The organism is Rhodococcus sp. IEGM 1341, assembly GCF_030056895.1.
Lineage (GTDB): Bacteria > Actinomycetota > Actinomycetes > Mycobacteriales > Mycobacteriaceae > Rhodococcoides.
This window is the reverse complement of the sequence record NZ_JASHKV010000001.1, coordinates 1,076,951-1,089,857: the sequence shown is the minus strand read 5'-3', so window position 1 is coordinate 1,089,857 and position 12,907 is coordinate 1,076,951. Positions and strand designations below refer to the sequence as shown.

14 protein-coding genes are annotated in these 12,907 nt (G+C 66.3%); 12 read left to right on the top strand and 2 right to left on the bottom strand.

Translation table 11 applies throughout. The annotated features are described in order from the left end of the window. The first annotated feature begins 47 nt into the window (after positions 1-47). The 6 genes from QM615_RS04925 (at position 48) to glmM (ending at position 3,799) form a co-directional block, all read left to right on the top strand. On the top strand, positions 48-413 hold the full coding sequence (locus QM615_RS04925) for a WXG100 family type VII secretion target (RefSeq protein ID WP_068051314.1): 366 nt from the start codon (positions 48-50) through the stop codon (positions 411-413). Between the two features lie 64 nt (positions 414-477). Continuing rightward, complete coding sequence (locus tag QM615_RS04920; RefSeq protein WP_068051312.1) at positions 478-759, top strand: WXG100 family type VII secretion target; 282 nt, start codon at positions 478-480, stop codon at positions 757-759. A gap of 97 nt (positions 760-856) precedes the next feature. Beyond that, positions 857-1,198 carry a TraR/DksA family transcriptional regulator gene (locus QM615_RS04915; protein WP_094639189.1) on the top strand — a complete coding sequence of 114 codons (342 nt, stop codon included), beginning with the start codon at positions 857-859 and terminating at the stop codon, positions 1,196-1,198. A gap of 174 nt (positions 1,199-1,372) precedes the next feature. Continuing rightward, positions 1,373-1,816, top strand: coding sequence for a 50S ribosomal protein L13 (gene rplM, locus QM615_RS04910; protein ID WP_037188282.1), 444 nt, complete (start codon positions 1,373-1,375; stop codon positions 1,814-1,816). Continuing rightward, positions 1,813-2,337, top strand: a complete 525-nt coding sequence (gene rpsI, locus QM615_RS04905; RefSeq protein WP_032397516.1) for a 30S ribosomal protein S9 — start codon at positions 1,813-1,815, stop codon at positions 2,335-2,337. The genes rplM and rpsI overlap by 4 nt, the downstream gene beginning before the upstream one ends. Before the next feature lie 106 nt (positions 2,338-2,443). Beyond that, positions 2,444-3,799: a phosphoglucosamine mutase gene (gene glmM / locus QM615_RS04900; RefSeq protein ID WP_149405352.1), complete on the top strand. Its 1,356-nt coding sequence runs from the start codon at positions 2,444-2,446 to the stop codon at positions 3,797-3,799. A gap of 6 nt (positions 3,800-3,805) precedes the next feature. Here the strand turns inward: glmM and QM615_RS04895 are convergent, their stop codons facing one another. Then, positions 3,806-4,846, bottom strand: coding sequence for an LLM class F420-dependent oxidoreductase (locus QM615_RS04895; RefSeq protein WP_037188278.1), 1,041 nt, complete (start codon positions 4,844-4,846; stop codon positions 3,806-3,808). Positions 4,847-4,997: 151 nt separating this feature from the next. On the opposite strand from QM615_RS04895, the gene QM615_RS04890 reads away from it, so the two are divergent. The 3 genes from QM615_RS04890 to QM615_RS04880 are packed head-to-tail and all read left to right on the top strand — an operon-like array spanning position 4,998 to position 7,344. Further along, entirely contained in the window at positions 4,998-5,303 is a 306-nt protein-coding gene (locus QM615_RS04890; RefSeq protein WP_068051310.1) for a type VII secretion target, read from the top strand. Then, a complete protein-coding gene (locus tag QM615_RS04885) occupies positions 5,300-7,078 on the top strand; it encodes a hypothetical protein (protein WP_149405353.1) in 1,779 nt (592 codons plus the stop codon). Before QM615_RS04890 ends, QM615_RS04885 begins: the two co-directional genes overlap by 4 nt. Beyond that, complete coding sequence (locus tag QM615_RS04880; protein WP_149405354.1) at positions 7,075-7,344, top strand: hypothetical protein; 270 nt, start codon at positions 7,075-7,077, stop codon at positions 7,342-7,344. Before QM615_RS04885 ends, QM615_RS04880 begins: the two co-directional genes overlap by 4 nt. Positions 7,345-7,356: 12 nt before the next feature. Here QM615_RS04880 and QM615_RS04875 read toward each other — a convergent pair whose 3' ends face one another. Further along, positions 7,357-8,217, bottom strand: coding sequence for a dienelactone hydrolase family protein (locus QM615_RS04875; RefSeq protein WP_149405355.1), 861 nt, complete (start codon positions 8,215-8,217; stop codon positions 7,357-7,359). Between the two features lie 100 nt (positions 8,218-8,317). On the opposite strand from QM615_RS04875, the gene glmS reads away from it, so the two are divergent. From glmS to alr, 3 genes are all read left to right on the top strand, one after another. After that, positions 8,318-10,180 carry a glutamine--fructose-6-phosphate transaminase (isomerizing) gene (gene glmS, locus QM615_RS04870; RefSeq protein ID WP_068051303.1) on the top strand — a complete coding sequence of 621 codons (1,863 nt, stop codon included), beginning with the start codon at positions 8,318-8,320 and terminating at the stop codon, positions 10,178-10,180. An 8-nt stretch (positions 10,181-10,188) separates the two neighbouring features. Next, positions 10,189-11,622, top strand: a complete 1,434-nt coding sequence (locus QM615_RS04865; protein WP_149405356.1) for an NAD(P)H-hydrate dehydratase — start codon at positions 10,189-10,191, stop codon at positions 11,620-11,622. 80 nt (positions 11,623-11,702) lie between these two features. Beyond that, entirely contained in the window at positions 11,703-12,905 is a 1,203-nt protein-coding gene (alr, locus tag QM615_RS04860; RefSeq protein WP_188078557.1) for an alanine racemase, read from the top strand. The last annotated feature ends 2 nt before the right edge of the window (positions 12,906-12,907 follow it).

Below are 12,907 nucleotides of genomic sequence, written 5' to 3'. Positions count from 1 at the left end.
TGCGCCGCGGGTGCAGGTGAATCGAGTATCGAAGACAAGGAGTCGAAGTGGGATATCCAGGGGGACCGGAATCTACGGGTTCGTCGAACGGCGTCACGGTCACGCCGCAGGAGCTCATGGCTGCCGGAGCCACGATCGAAGGCCTGAGCGTGTCGATCAACGCGTCCAATTCGGCCGTTCGCTCGATCGTCGAGCAGACCGCCGAGGCGTGGGTCGGCAAGGCGGGCAAATCGTTTCAGGACGTGATGGCCCAGTGGGACACCAGTGCGCAGAAGATGCGCAGTGCGCTCGAACAGATCTCCGCGGACATCAAGACCAACGGCCACGGCTACTCGGACGCCGACGACGACAACGTGTCGGCCTTGAACCAGGTGGCCGGATCCCTGAACTCGGGACTGTCCTCGTTCAAGTGACGCCGCATCCGGTGACCACACGACAACTCACACGACCACGCTCGACCAAGGAGACCGATCCGATATGAAATACGACTTCGCGCAGATCGCGGCGCTGACAGAGGCGATGAACAAGCAGGCGAACGTGACCAAGGACCTCCTCGGGGACGTGGACAGCACCGCGAAGCGGCTCTACCAGTCGTGGGAGGGCGACGCGATGACGTCCTACTACGAGCTGCAGCGTCAGTGGAATTCTGCATCCGACGAGCTCAACCTCATTCTGTCGAGCCTCGTCGCAGCCGCCCGTACCGGTGGCGAGACGATGCACGGCGTCGAGATGGCCAACAAGGCGCGGATGGCTCGCTGACCGGTCTCGACACCACGCATCTGCCCCGACCGAGAACATCGGTCGGGGCAGACGTCGTTTCGTCGCACGCCGGTCCGTCGCGGTGTCTACTGGAGTGGTGACGGACTTCGCAGCAGCACTCGGGACGGAGCGGTCGCGCTCCCTGCATCGTCTCGAGTCGCTTCGTGGCGAACTCGCGTCGGTGATCGAGGGATCGCGGCTCACCACCGACGACGACGAGCACGATCCCGAGGGATCGACGATCGCGTTCGAGCGAGCGAAGATCGCGGCGCTGATCACCGACACCGAATCCGAGATACGCGAGATCGGTGCGGCGTTGTCGCGGCTCACGGCCGGGACGTACGGCTTCTGCGAGCGGTGCGGTGGTGAGATTCCGGCGATCCGGCTCGAGGCGCTGCCCGCTGCCCGTCGGTGCGTGCAGTGTGTGCGCCTGCGCTGACGAGCGGAGGCGTTTTGACCTGGGCGTCCGCTCCCGGTATCGTTCCCCGTTGGCGTGTATGGGCTCGCCGCGTATTCACTTGCGTATCGAGCTCTTGTCCTCGGGTCTCAACTGGCCGCCGAGGGCATCCACACGTCTTGGCCAGCAGCGACATCATGAAGACAGGAATTTTCTGTGTCTACTTACGCCCCGAAGGCCGGGGACACCACCCGGACGTGGCATGTGATCGACGCCACGGACGTCGTGCTCGGACGCCTCGCCGTCCAGGCCGCGACACTGCTCCGCGGTAAGCACAAGCCCACCTACGCACCCAACGTCGATGGCGGCGACTTCGTCGTCATCATCAACGCCGAGAAGGTTGCCATCAGCGGCAACAAGCTCGACGGCAAGTTCCACCACCACCACTCCGGCCATCCGGGCGGCCTGAAGTCGCGCTCGACCCGTCAGGTCCTCGAGAGCAACCCCGATCGTCTCGTGGAGAAGGCCGTCGTCGGCATGATCCCCAAGAACAAGCTCGGTAGTGCCATCGCGAGCAAGCTGAAGGTCTACGCGGGACCGAACCACCCGCACGCCGCTCAGCAGCCCGTTCCGTTCGAGATCAAGCAGGTGTCCCAGTGACGGCGCCGGAGGGAAATGACGTGACGTCGCAGGAGAACATCGAAGAGATCGCCGCCGACGAGTTCGTGGCAGTCGAAGATCCCGAGGTCGTCTCGGACATCGAAGCCGCAGCGGCTCCGGCCCCGATCGTGTTCGATCGCCCGATCCAGACCGTCGGTCGCCGTAAGGAAGCCGTCGCTCGTGTTCGGTTGTCCTCGGGCACCGGCGGATTCAAGCTCAACGGCCGCACCCTCGAGGATTACTTCCCGAACAAGGTGCACCAGCAGCTGATCAAGGCTCCTCTCGTTCTGGTGGACCGCGCGGAGTCCTTCGACATCGTCGCACTGCTGCACGGTGGCGGACCGTCGGGACAGGCAGGCGCACTGCGTCTGGCCATCTCGCGCGCACTGATCGAACTCGCACCCGACGATCGCCCGCCGCTCAAGGCCGCGGGCTACCTCACGCGTGACGCGCGTGCAGTCGAGCGCAAGAAGTACGGCCTGAAGAAGGCCCGTAAGGCGTCGCAGTACTCCAAGCGCTGACGCGTCTTACTCGTTTCATCCTCGAGGGCAGGCATCCAGCAGAATCGGACGCCTGCCCTCGAGGCGTTTCCCACCACATTCTCTCCGCTCGAAGGGTTCTTGGTTCATGGCGCGATTGTTCGGCACCGACGGAGTTCGCGGACTGGCAGGCGGGGTTCTGACCGCAGAACTGGCGTTGACGATCGCGCGAGCCGCAGCCGCCGTGTTGGCACCGAACGTCGACGGCGTCCGGCGGGTGGCAGTGGTCGGTCGTGATCCGCGTATCAGTGGGGCGATGCTGAGCGCAGCCGTGTCCGCGGGACTGACCGCGTCGGGTGTCGACGTGATCGACGTCGGAGTTCTCCCCACGCCTGCGGTTGCCTACCTCACCGCCGAATACGACGCGGCGCTCGGCGTGATGATCTCGGCGTCTCACAATGCGATGCCCGACAACGGAATCAAGATCTTCGCCGCAGGCGGACACAAGCTCGACGACGACGTCGAAGACCGGATAGAAGCTGCCCTGGATCCCGAGGGGCGCTCCCGGAACGACGCACAGCCCTACGGCGCCACCGGTGCCGCGATCGGCCGCATCGACGTCGCGCACGACGCGGCAGCCCGCTACACCGAGCATCTCGCTTCGTCGGTGTCGCATCGACTCGACGGCGTGACCGTCGTGGTGGATTGCTCGCACGGTGCCGCCTCTGTCGTCGGGCCCGAGATCTACCGACGGGCCGGTGCGACGGTCGTGGCGATCAATGCAGAACCCGATGGCATCAACATCAACGACGGGTGCGGGTCGACGCACCTGGAGGGATTGCAGAAGGCCGTCGTGGAGCACGGTGCCGACCTCGGTATCGCGCACGACGGAGACGCCGACCGTTGTCTCGCCGTCGATGCGTCGGGTTCCGTGGTGGACGGTGACGCGATCATGACGGTGTTGGCCATCGCGATGCACGACGCCGGCCACCTGACCGACGACACGTTGGTCGCAACGGTGATGAGCAACCTCGGTCTGCACATTGCGATGCGCGAGGCCGGAATCACGTTGCGTACCACCGCGGTCGGAGATCGATACGTGCTCGAGGAGCTACGCCGCGGCGGGTTCGCGCTCGGGGGTGAGCAGAGTGGACACGTCGTGCTGCCCGCAGTCGGAACGACCGGAGACGGAATTGCCACTGCCCTGCGGCTGATGGAGCGGATGGCGCAGACCGGGCGGTCCCTCGCGGACCTGGCTTCGGCGATGCGGACACTGCCGCAGGTGCTGATCAACGTCCGCGTGTCGGACAAAGCAGCGGTGGCGTCGGCACCGTCGGTGTCGGACGCCGTCGCGTCGGCCGAGCGCGAACTCGGGGAATCGGGTCGAGTTCTGTTGCGCCCCAGCGGTACCGAACAGTTGGTGCGGGTGATGGTGGAAGCGTCCGAACTCGACGTCGCGACCCGGCTCGCCGAAGAGCTGGCGGGCCGGGTCGCGTCTGTCTGACGTTTCTCAGGCCGTCAGTTCGCGCAGTGCGGTCAGCTGCGCCACGCGACCTGCGGTGTTCTCGGCGAGCGGCGCGACATTGAGGGTGGTGACACCCGCTTCGGCGAAGGCTGCGACCCGCTCCTTGACGAAGCTCTCCGGGCCGATGAGGTTGACCGCGCGCGCGAGCTCGTCGGGAACTGCCGCTGCGGCCTCCTCCTTCTTGCCGGCCAGGTAGAGGTCCTGGATCTTCTCGGCCTCGGCCTCGTATCCGTATCGCTGAGCCAGGGAGTTGTAGAAGTTCTTGCCCTTGGCTCCCATGCCTCCGATGTACAGCGCCAGATGTGGCTTGACCCAGGGGAGGTACTTCTCCGCGTCCTCGCCGATCGCCAGCGTCGGACTTGCGAAGACCTGGAGTTCGCCGAGTGACGGGTCACGCTTGGCCTTGCCTGCTGCGAGGGAATCGCCCCACACGTCGGCGGCCTTCTCCGGGAAGTAGAAGATGGGCTGCCAGCCTTCGGCGATCTCGGCGGTGAGTTCGACGTTCTTGGGGCCCAGTGCGGCAATGACGACCGGAATGCGATCGCGCACAGGGTGATTGATCAGCTTGAGCGGCTTGCCCAGACCGGTTCCCTGGTCGGCCGGCAGCGGGATCTGATAGTGCTTGCCCTGATACTGCACCTTCTCGCGACGCCAGACCTGGCGGCAGATCTCGATGACCTCGCGGGTTCTGGCGATCGGTGCGTCGTACTTGACGCCGTGGAAGCCCTCGACGACCTGCGGTCCCGATGCGCCGAGCCCGAGCACGAATCGGCCCTCGGAGACGTAGTCGAGACCGGCGGCGGTCATGGCGGTCAGTGACGGTGTCCTGGTGTAGATCTGGAAGATGCCGGACGCGATCTTGATCGTGCTCGTCTTGGCCGCGAGGAATCCGAGTTGGCTGACGGCGTCGAACGAGTAGGCCTCGGGCACGAAAATGATGTCGAGACCTGCCTTCTCGAGCTCGGCGACCTCGGCAACGGTCTCGTTGAAACCACCGCTGTAGTTCAGCATCGTTCCGATGTGCATGGGACTCCTCGTTCGGTGAGTAGCTGGTGCAGCCACTTCAGGTACCTGTTACGGACATTTCACATCGGGACGTTACCGCTCCCTGGGGAACCGATGTGAGTCGGCGCACGTCATAGTGAGAAAGGGGTACTCGGAGGGGGAACGGGAACGTATGAGCGACGGAGTTCGGGTGGACGCGGACCGGGTTCGCGGGGTGGCAGATGCATTGGTGTCGTCGGCGGAAGTGCTCGGTGACGCCGCCGATTCCGTCGCCGACGCAGGCTTCGGCGCAGCCGGGGCCGGACGGAACTACGGTGACCTGGGCGCTGCGTACTCGCAGGCGTACCTCGGGCTCGGGCGTGCCGTCGGGGCATGGCGGTTCGCGGTCGACGACATTGCCGATGCCCTCACCACTGCGATGAACGAGTACGAGCAACAGGACGACGCCACCGCGTACGCGATCGAGTCACCCCGGTGACACCTCCTTCGGCCTCGTCCGGTGACAGGGCGTCGATAGACGAGATTCTCGATGCGAACGCCGAAGGATTGCTGTTCTTCGAGCGCTTTCTGCCACTGGTCGGCCGTGTCCCGGGCGTGGAGGTTCCGCAGTATCAGGACATGTGCGCCAGGTACGACGAGCAGCGTGGGCTGAACCTCGGTGCGCTCGGACACGATGCAGACGCCGTGGGGACGGTGTCCGCAGTACTTGCCGATCAGCTCGAGGAGCAGATTCAGCTTCGCCGGGTCCTGCAGTTGCGTTGGCACGGTGAGGCGGGGGATGCCGTGCAGACCTATCTTTCGGCCGAACAGGAAAAGGCTTCCCAGTTCCTCGCGTCGATCGAAGATTCTCACCAGACGATGTGTGCGGCCGTCGACGTTCTCCGTGACGCAGTGACCGACAAGGCCGAGCTCGTCGGCGGCCTCGACACCGACCTGGTGGACGGCAAAGACGTCGACCAGATCGATGCGATTCTGCTGGCGTCGGGAATCGAGTGCCTGCCGGTCGATCGAGAGTCGGTGTTCCCACGATTGGCGTCTGCGTTCGAGGATCTGAACGACGGTGTGCGCAGCGGCGATGTCTCCGACGAGTTCGCTGCCGAGGTGACCGAACGCTGCGGGCGCTGGATCGACACCGAGTTCGTTCCGCGGGTGCAGGGCACATGCGAGGCCGTCCTCGCAGCATGTACCGCCACGGACACCGCCGTCAGAGACTGTCTGAAGTTGGTGGTGGACATTCTGGGCAGTGTCCACGAGCCTTCGTTCGGCGGACTCGACGAGCGCAGTTGGGCACTCGCCCCCGGTACAGCAGCGCCGTGGACGGGGCCCGACAGCTCTTCGGTAAACCCGGATCCTGCCGGGATCGGTTCCACGCCTGTCGGTTCCGGAGCCGGACCAGCTGTCGGACCCGCCGCTGTCGGCCCGGCCGTCTCGCCACCCGGCGGCAACGCACTCGCCGGATCGGACAGCGTGGATCCGGCCGAATCCCTGGTCGCCGACGGTCGTGTCGTCGATCAATTGGGGGATTCTCTGGACGGACTCGTGGATCGAGTCGTCGCCGAGATCGTCGACCGTGTCGACGACGCGCTGACCGAGACGATCGACAGTGGAGATCTCCAGGGCTCAGGCGATACGGCAGTCGACAGCCGGACAGGTGACGAGAACACCGAGGAAGCTTCTCCGGACGTGAGCGGCGATCGGCCACCCGAGTCGGACCCGTTGTCGCAGCCCGGGCAGTCGTGGCCCGAGGCCGGCGACGAACGCGGCCATCTCGAGGCCGAGCTCGACGGGCATCGCGCCCGCATCGCACTCGAACACGACGGCACGGTGTCTCTCGAACTCGAGACTCCCGGACTCGGAACTCGCTCGTTCGAGCTCGGAATCGGACCGCTCGGCCTACCCCAGATCGTCGAGGTCCCCGGTGTCGTCGACGCGGTGGACGGACCGGCCCCGGCTGCAGCGTTGCTGTCCGAACCGGAACCCCCGTCCGAACCGGAACCCCCGTCCGAACCGGAACCCACGGCAGAATCCGTCGCGGCGGCGGAACCGGTGCCATCTGCGGAACCGGTGCCGGCTGCCGAACCGGCACCCACGTCCGAATTCGACTCGGATGCATCGGTGCAGTGCACGCCGGAGTCACCCGACATCGAGCAGCCTGCTGTGCAGCATCCGGTGGTTGCGGATCGACCGGTCACCGATCCGCAACCCGCCGACACGGGTAGCGGCGCGGGCCTCAGTGAAGCAGGGGAGCTGTGAGCACCGACAGTGGGTGGCGTCGGGAGTTGCATCGAATACGCGATGAGCACCGCATCGCGATGGGGCGGGCGGCGGAGACGTTGAGTCGGGCACAGGCTCCGGCAGTCGACCGAGGCGGACGGAGTTCAGCAGAGGTGAGCGGAGCGGACTCCGACGTCGAGCCAGGGTCGGGCTCGGTGCTGCAACCGGCTCATCTCGACCAGCGAGAGCCCCCACCGCACGTCGAGACCGAACCCGACGAACGGCCGAGGTCCTGGCTGGTCTGACAACAGCCGGGACTAGCCCCGTCCGAGCAGCGCCTTGATCGACGCAGACGCCTTGGGCTTGGGCTGCGCGTCGAGAGGCGCGTGTGGATCGACAGCTCTGGTGCCGTCGATCTCGCCGGTCGATCCGGCCAGTTCCTCGTAGTCGGAGTCACCGGTCAGATGGAACAGCAGGAAGGCCGTCAGAACGGCGCGGGTGCGCTGCTGAGTCTTGCGGTCGGGCTTGTTGATACCGAGTGCGCCGAGAATCCGGCGACCCTCGACGAAACCGTCCGCGGTCGAGCCGTCGATTCGCCGCAGGACGGTCGGGCCGTTCCAGGCCTGAGCGAGCGCGAGCGAGTTGTCGGTGAGCGAATCGGCGTTCGAGTTGTCTCCGACGACGAGTCCCGGCACGGAAAGGCCGGCTGCGGCGTCCTCGGACGAGGGCGCAGTCGGTGCGGGGAACAGCGCGGCGACGGCCTTGATGTCCGATCGTCGGGAAGCGGCGAGCACTGCGGTGCCTGCACCCATCGCGTGGCCCGCCGTGGCGAGTTTGTCCGGATGCACGCTGATGTTGCCTGGGCCCAGTCGAACGCCCGTCATGATGTCGAGCACAGTGCCCAGATCGGTGGCGAGGCCGCGATGAGACGGTACGAGACCGTGCTCGGTGTCCGGTGCCGCAACCACGATGCCCCAGGACGCGAGATGCTTCAGGGTGTCGGTGTAATGACTGGGACGCAGCATCCAGCCGTGTGCGAAGGCGACGCCGGGCAGGCCGTAACCCTCGGCTGGGGTGTAGACGACACCGGGTTGCCCGGCGAGGGCCAGGTCGCCTCGCAGCACCTTGTGCGGGCCGCGCTTGGAGAGAGCAGATGCCAGCTTCTTCGGTTTCGCCACGAGAGATGACGCTACCGAACTGCGGCGCGTCAGGGGGACACCGGACACGTCAACCTGAGCGAATGGGTCGTGCGCGCCCCGCCGAGTACCCTGATTGTCCATGTGCGGAATCGTGGGTTACGTCGGCCACCGCCCAGCTCTGGGTGTGGTGGTCGAGGCGCTTCGGCGTATGGAATATCGGGGTTACGACTCCGCGGGCATCGCCATTCTCGACGGTGCGGGAGCGACAGCCGTCGAGCGCAAGGCGGGTCGACTGGCGAATCTCGAAGCCGAACTGGACGACATCGGTACCGATACGTTCGTCGGCACCACCGGAATGGGTCACACCAGGTGGGCGACACACGGCCGTCCCACCGACCGCAACGCCCATCCGCATCGGGACGCGTCCGGAACGGTCGCGGTGGTGCACAACGGCATCATCGAGAACTTCGGTCCGCTGCGTGCCGAACTGGAAGCGGTCGGGATCGAGTTCCTCTCCGATACCGACACCGAGGTCGCGGTGCATCTGGTCTCGCGTGCCTACGCCGATGGCCCGACCGCGGGCGATTTCGTGGCCAGCGCGAAAGCAGTTCTGCGTCGTCTCGAAGGTGCGTTCACCCTGGTGTTCACCCATTCCGATCATGCGGACACGATCGTCGCGGCGCGCCGCTCCACGCCATTGGTTCTCGGCGTCGGCGAGGGCGAGATGTTCCTCGGGTCCGACGTCGCTGCCTTCATCGAGCACACTCGCAACGCTGTCGAACTCGGCCAGGACCAGGTCGTCGTCATCACCGCCGACGGCTACGACATCAGCGATTTCGAGGGCAACGAGGCGCAGGGGCGTCCGTTCCGAATCGATTGGGATCTGGCAGCCGCCGAGAAGGGCGGCCACGACTACTTCATGCTCAAGGAGATCCAGGAGCAGCCCGCCGCAGTGGCGGACACGTTGCTCGGCCACTTCGACAACGGTCGAATCGTGCTCGACGAGCAGCGACTGTCCGATCAGGAACTGCGCGACGTCGACAAGGTGTTCGTCGTTGCCTGCGGTAGCGCGTACCACTCGGGCCTGCTCGCCAAGTACGCGATCGAGCACTGGACCCGGCTTCCGGTCGAGGTGGAACTGGCCAGCGAATTCCGCTATCGCGACCCGGTACTCGATCGATCGACCCTGGTCGTCGCCATCTCGCAGTCCGGCGAGACTGCGGACACTCTCGAAGCGGTTCGGCACGCCAAGGATCAGAAGGCCCGGGTTCTCGCGGTGTGCAACACCAACGGCTCGCAGATTCCGCGTGAGGCCGACGCCGTCCTCTACACGCGTGCCGGTCCGGAGATCGGCGTCGCGTCGACCAAGGCCTTTCTCGCGCAGGTGACCGCGAACTATCTGGTCGGGTTGGCGTTGGCGCAGGCTCGCGGCACCAAGTATCCCGACGAGGTCGCGCGTGAATTCGCCGAACTCGAAGCGATGCCCGAGTTGGTGCAGCGGGTGCTCGAGACTGTCGAACCTGTTCGGGCGCTCGCACGAGAGCTCTCGACGGCCACGACCATTCTGTTCCTCGGCCGACACGTCGGGTACCCGGTTGCGCTCGAAGGCGCGCTCAAGCTCAAGGAACTCGCGTACATGCACGCGGAGGGATTCGCAGCGGGCGAGCTCAAGCACGGACCGATCGCGCTGATCGAGGACGGTGTCCCGGTGATCATCGTGATGCCGTCGCCGAAGGGTCGTGCGGTGTTGCACTCGAAGATGCTGAGCAACATTCGCGAGATTCAGGCTCGTGGTGCGCGAACGGTCGTCATCGCCGAAGAAGGCGACGAAGCCGTACGGCCTTTCGCCGACGATCTCATCGAGATCCCGGCAGCCTCGACGCTGTTGCAACCCCTTCTGTCGACGATTCCGCTGCAGGTGTTCGCCGCCGAGGTCGCGCAGGCGCGCGGCTACGACGTGGACAAGCCGCGCAACCTGGCCAAGTCCGTCACCGTCGAGTAGCGCTCGGCATGCGCGGTTACTACACACCCGAACAGATCCGGAATGCGGAAGCGCCGCTGCTGAACTCGTTGCCCAACGGTGTTCTCATGCGGCGCGCCGCGTACGGCTTGGCGACCGTCGTGGCGGGCGAACTGGCCGCGCGCACGGGCGGCGTCGCCGGACGGCGTGTGACGATTCTGGTGGGCACGGGCGACAACGGCGGCGACGGTCTGTGGACGGGGACATATCTGCGTCGCCGCGGTGTCTCGGTGTCGGCTCTTCTGCTCGACCCGACGCGGGTGCACGCCGAAGGTCTTGCAGCCCTGCGAGCGTCGGGCGGACGAGTGGTGACTCGGTGCGGACCTGCCGACATCGTGGTCGACGCCATTGTGGGAATTTCCGGCAAGGGTCCGTTGCGGCCCGATGCGGCTGCGGTGGTCGAGCAGATCACCGCACCGATCGTGGCCGTGGACATTCCCAGCGGAGTCGACGCGGAGACCGGTGCCGCACCGGGGCCGGCCGTGACCGCCGACGTGACGGTGACGTTCGGAGCCCGCAAGCCTGTGCATGTACTGGCCGTACCTCGTTGTGGCCGAATCGAACTCGTGGACATCGGCCTCGAGCTGCCCGCGCCGGCGATGGCGTCGCTCGAGCCGGCCGACGTAGGACGGGTGTGGCCGATTCCCACGGCCGCGGACGACAAGTATTCGCAGGGCGTGGTGGGTGTCCTGGCCGGCAGCGCCACGTTCCCCGGTGCCGCACTGCTCTGCGTGGGCGCGGCTGTCGCGGCCACCTCCGGGATGGTCCGCTACGTGGGAAGTGCAGGCGCAGAGGTCGTGTCGCACTATCCGGAGGTCGTTGCCGCCCCGGATCTCGACACGGTTGGGAGGGTGCAGGCGTGGGTGGTCGGTCCCGGTTTCGGCACCGACGAGGAATCCGCGGAGATCGTGCGTCGAGTTCTGGACACGGACCTGCCGGTGGTCGTCGACGCGGATGCGCTCACTGTCCTCGCACAGAACGAAGGCTGGGTTGCCGGACGCGCCGCACCGACCCTGCTGACCCCGCATGCCGGAGAATTCGCCCGCCTGACCGGATCCGACCCCGCACCCGACCGAGTGGGATCGGTTCGAGATCTCGCCGCGCGCTGGGGCGTCACCGTTCTGCTCAAGGGACGGGCGACGATCGTGGCCGATGCGGACGGCACCACGTTCGTCAGCGATGCCGGAGGATCGGCCGCGTCGACGGCCGGCTCGGGCGACGTACTGTCGGGCATTCTCGGGGCCCTGCTCGCGTCGGGAATGGCACCGTCCACGGCGGCTGCCTGCGGAGCGAAGGTCCACGCCCTGGCCGCGGCACGTGCGGCTCACGGTTCGGGCGGAGAGTTCGCAGCACCCATTTCTGCGAGCCCGCTGTGTGAGGCCATTCCCGACGCGATCCGAACAGTGCGCTCACTCACTCTGTGACCGTGGTCGTGCTTGGCCCACGTCCGACACCAGGTGTGTCACGAGTTGTGGCACCCTGATCCGTCGTATCGGCGGCCCGGATGGCACTATCGAATGTTGTGACTATCGGCTGCGACGACGAGAGGACCGATCCTCGGACGGGTTCGGGCGCTGTGGCGTCCGTCGACCTCGACGCAGTGGCTCACAACGTCCACGTGTTGCAGCAGTTCGCCGGGGACGCCGCTGTGATGGCGGTCGTGAAGGCCGACGGATACAACCACGGTGCCGTCGAAGTCGCACGCGCCGCAGTGGCAGCGGGGGCGCAGGAGCTCGGCGTCACCACGATCGGCGAGGCCCTCGAACTCCGGGCAGCGGGAATCACGGTCCCGGTGCTGGCGTGGTTGCATCGAACGGATTCGGACTTCGCTGCGGCAATCGCCGGGCAGGTGGGGATCGCGGTGTCCACGGCCGCCCAGCTCGATGCCGTTGTCGACGCCGCGCGTCGAGTCGGCCGAACCGCAGATCTCTCGCTCAAGATCGATACCGGGCTCAACCGCAACGGGGTCGCGGAAGCTGATCTCGACGACGTCCTCGACACGACGGCGGTTGCCGTCGCGGAGGGCACCGTTCGGTTGATCGGAATGTTCTCGCACCTGGCATGCGCCGACGAGCCGGGTCATCCGGCCAACGATGCCCAGGCGGAGCGGCTTCGAGACGCGGTGCGGCGCTCCACCCGCCGCGGGACACCTCCCGCCGTCGTGCATCTGTCCAACTCGGCTGCCACGTTGACCAGACCCGATCTCGGTTTCGACATGGTCCGCCCGGGTATTGCTCTGTACGGCTTGTCGCCGGTGCCCGAGCTGGGAACGTTCGGGCTGCGTCCGGTCATGACGCTGTCGGCGCAGGTGGCGAACATCAAGAAGGTGAGCGAAGGTGAATCGGTGTCCTACGGCTACACCTGGACCGCTCCCGCAGACACCGTGGTCGCACTCGTCGCTCTCGGTTACGCCGACGGTGTCGTTCGCCGCCTCAGCGGGCGGTTCGAGGTGACCATCGGAGGTCGCCGCTACCCCTCGGTGGGGCGCGTGTGCATGGATCAATTCGTCGTCGACCTCGGTGGCGGCGGCTCGGGTGTCGCGGTCGGCGACGAGGCGCTACTGTTCGGGCCAGGGGACAGGGGAGAAGCGCACGCTCAGGATTGGGCGGATGCGCTCGACACAATCAGCTACGAGGTCGTCACCGGCATTCGTGGACGTGTTCGACGACGGTTCGTCGCCGCGCACTCAGGGGAGGCGACGAAATAGAT

Excerpts from the sequence above, each read along its gene's own strand:
- alr (WP_188078557.1), top strand. The coding sequence starts at position 11,703 with ATGGCACTATCGAATGTTGTGACTATCGGCTGCGACGACGAGAGGACC.
- QM615_RS04895 (WP_037188278.1), bottom strand. The coding sequence starts at position 4,846 with ATGCACATCGGAACGATGCTGAACTACAGCGGTGGTTTCAACGAGACC.
- QM615_RS04890 (WP_068051310.1), top strand. The coding sequence starts at position 4,998 with ATGAGCGACGGAGTTCGGGTGGACGCGGACCGGGTTCGCGGGGTGGCA.
- QM615_RS04920 (WP_068051312.1), top strand. The coding sequence starts at position 478 with ATGAAATACGACTTCGCGCAGATCGCGGCGCTGACAGAGGCGATGAAC.
- glmS (WP_068051303.1), top strand. The coding sequence starts at position 8,318 with ATGTGCGGAATCGTGGGTTACGTCGGCCACCGCCCAGCTCTGGGTGTG.
- glmM (WP_149405352.1), top strand. The coding sequence starts at position 2,444 with ATGGCGCGATTGTTCGGCACCGACGGAGTTCGCGGACTGGCAGGCGGG.
- QM615_RS04865 (WP_149405356.1), top strand. The coding sequence starts at position 10,189 with ATGCGCGGTTACTACACACCCGAACAGATCCGGAATGCGGAAGCGCCG.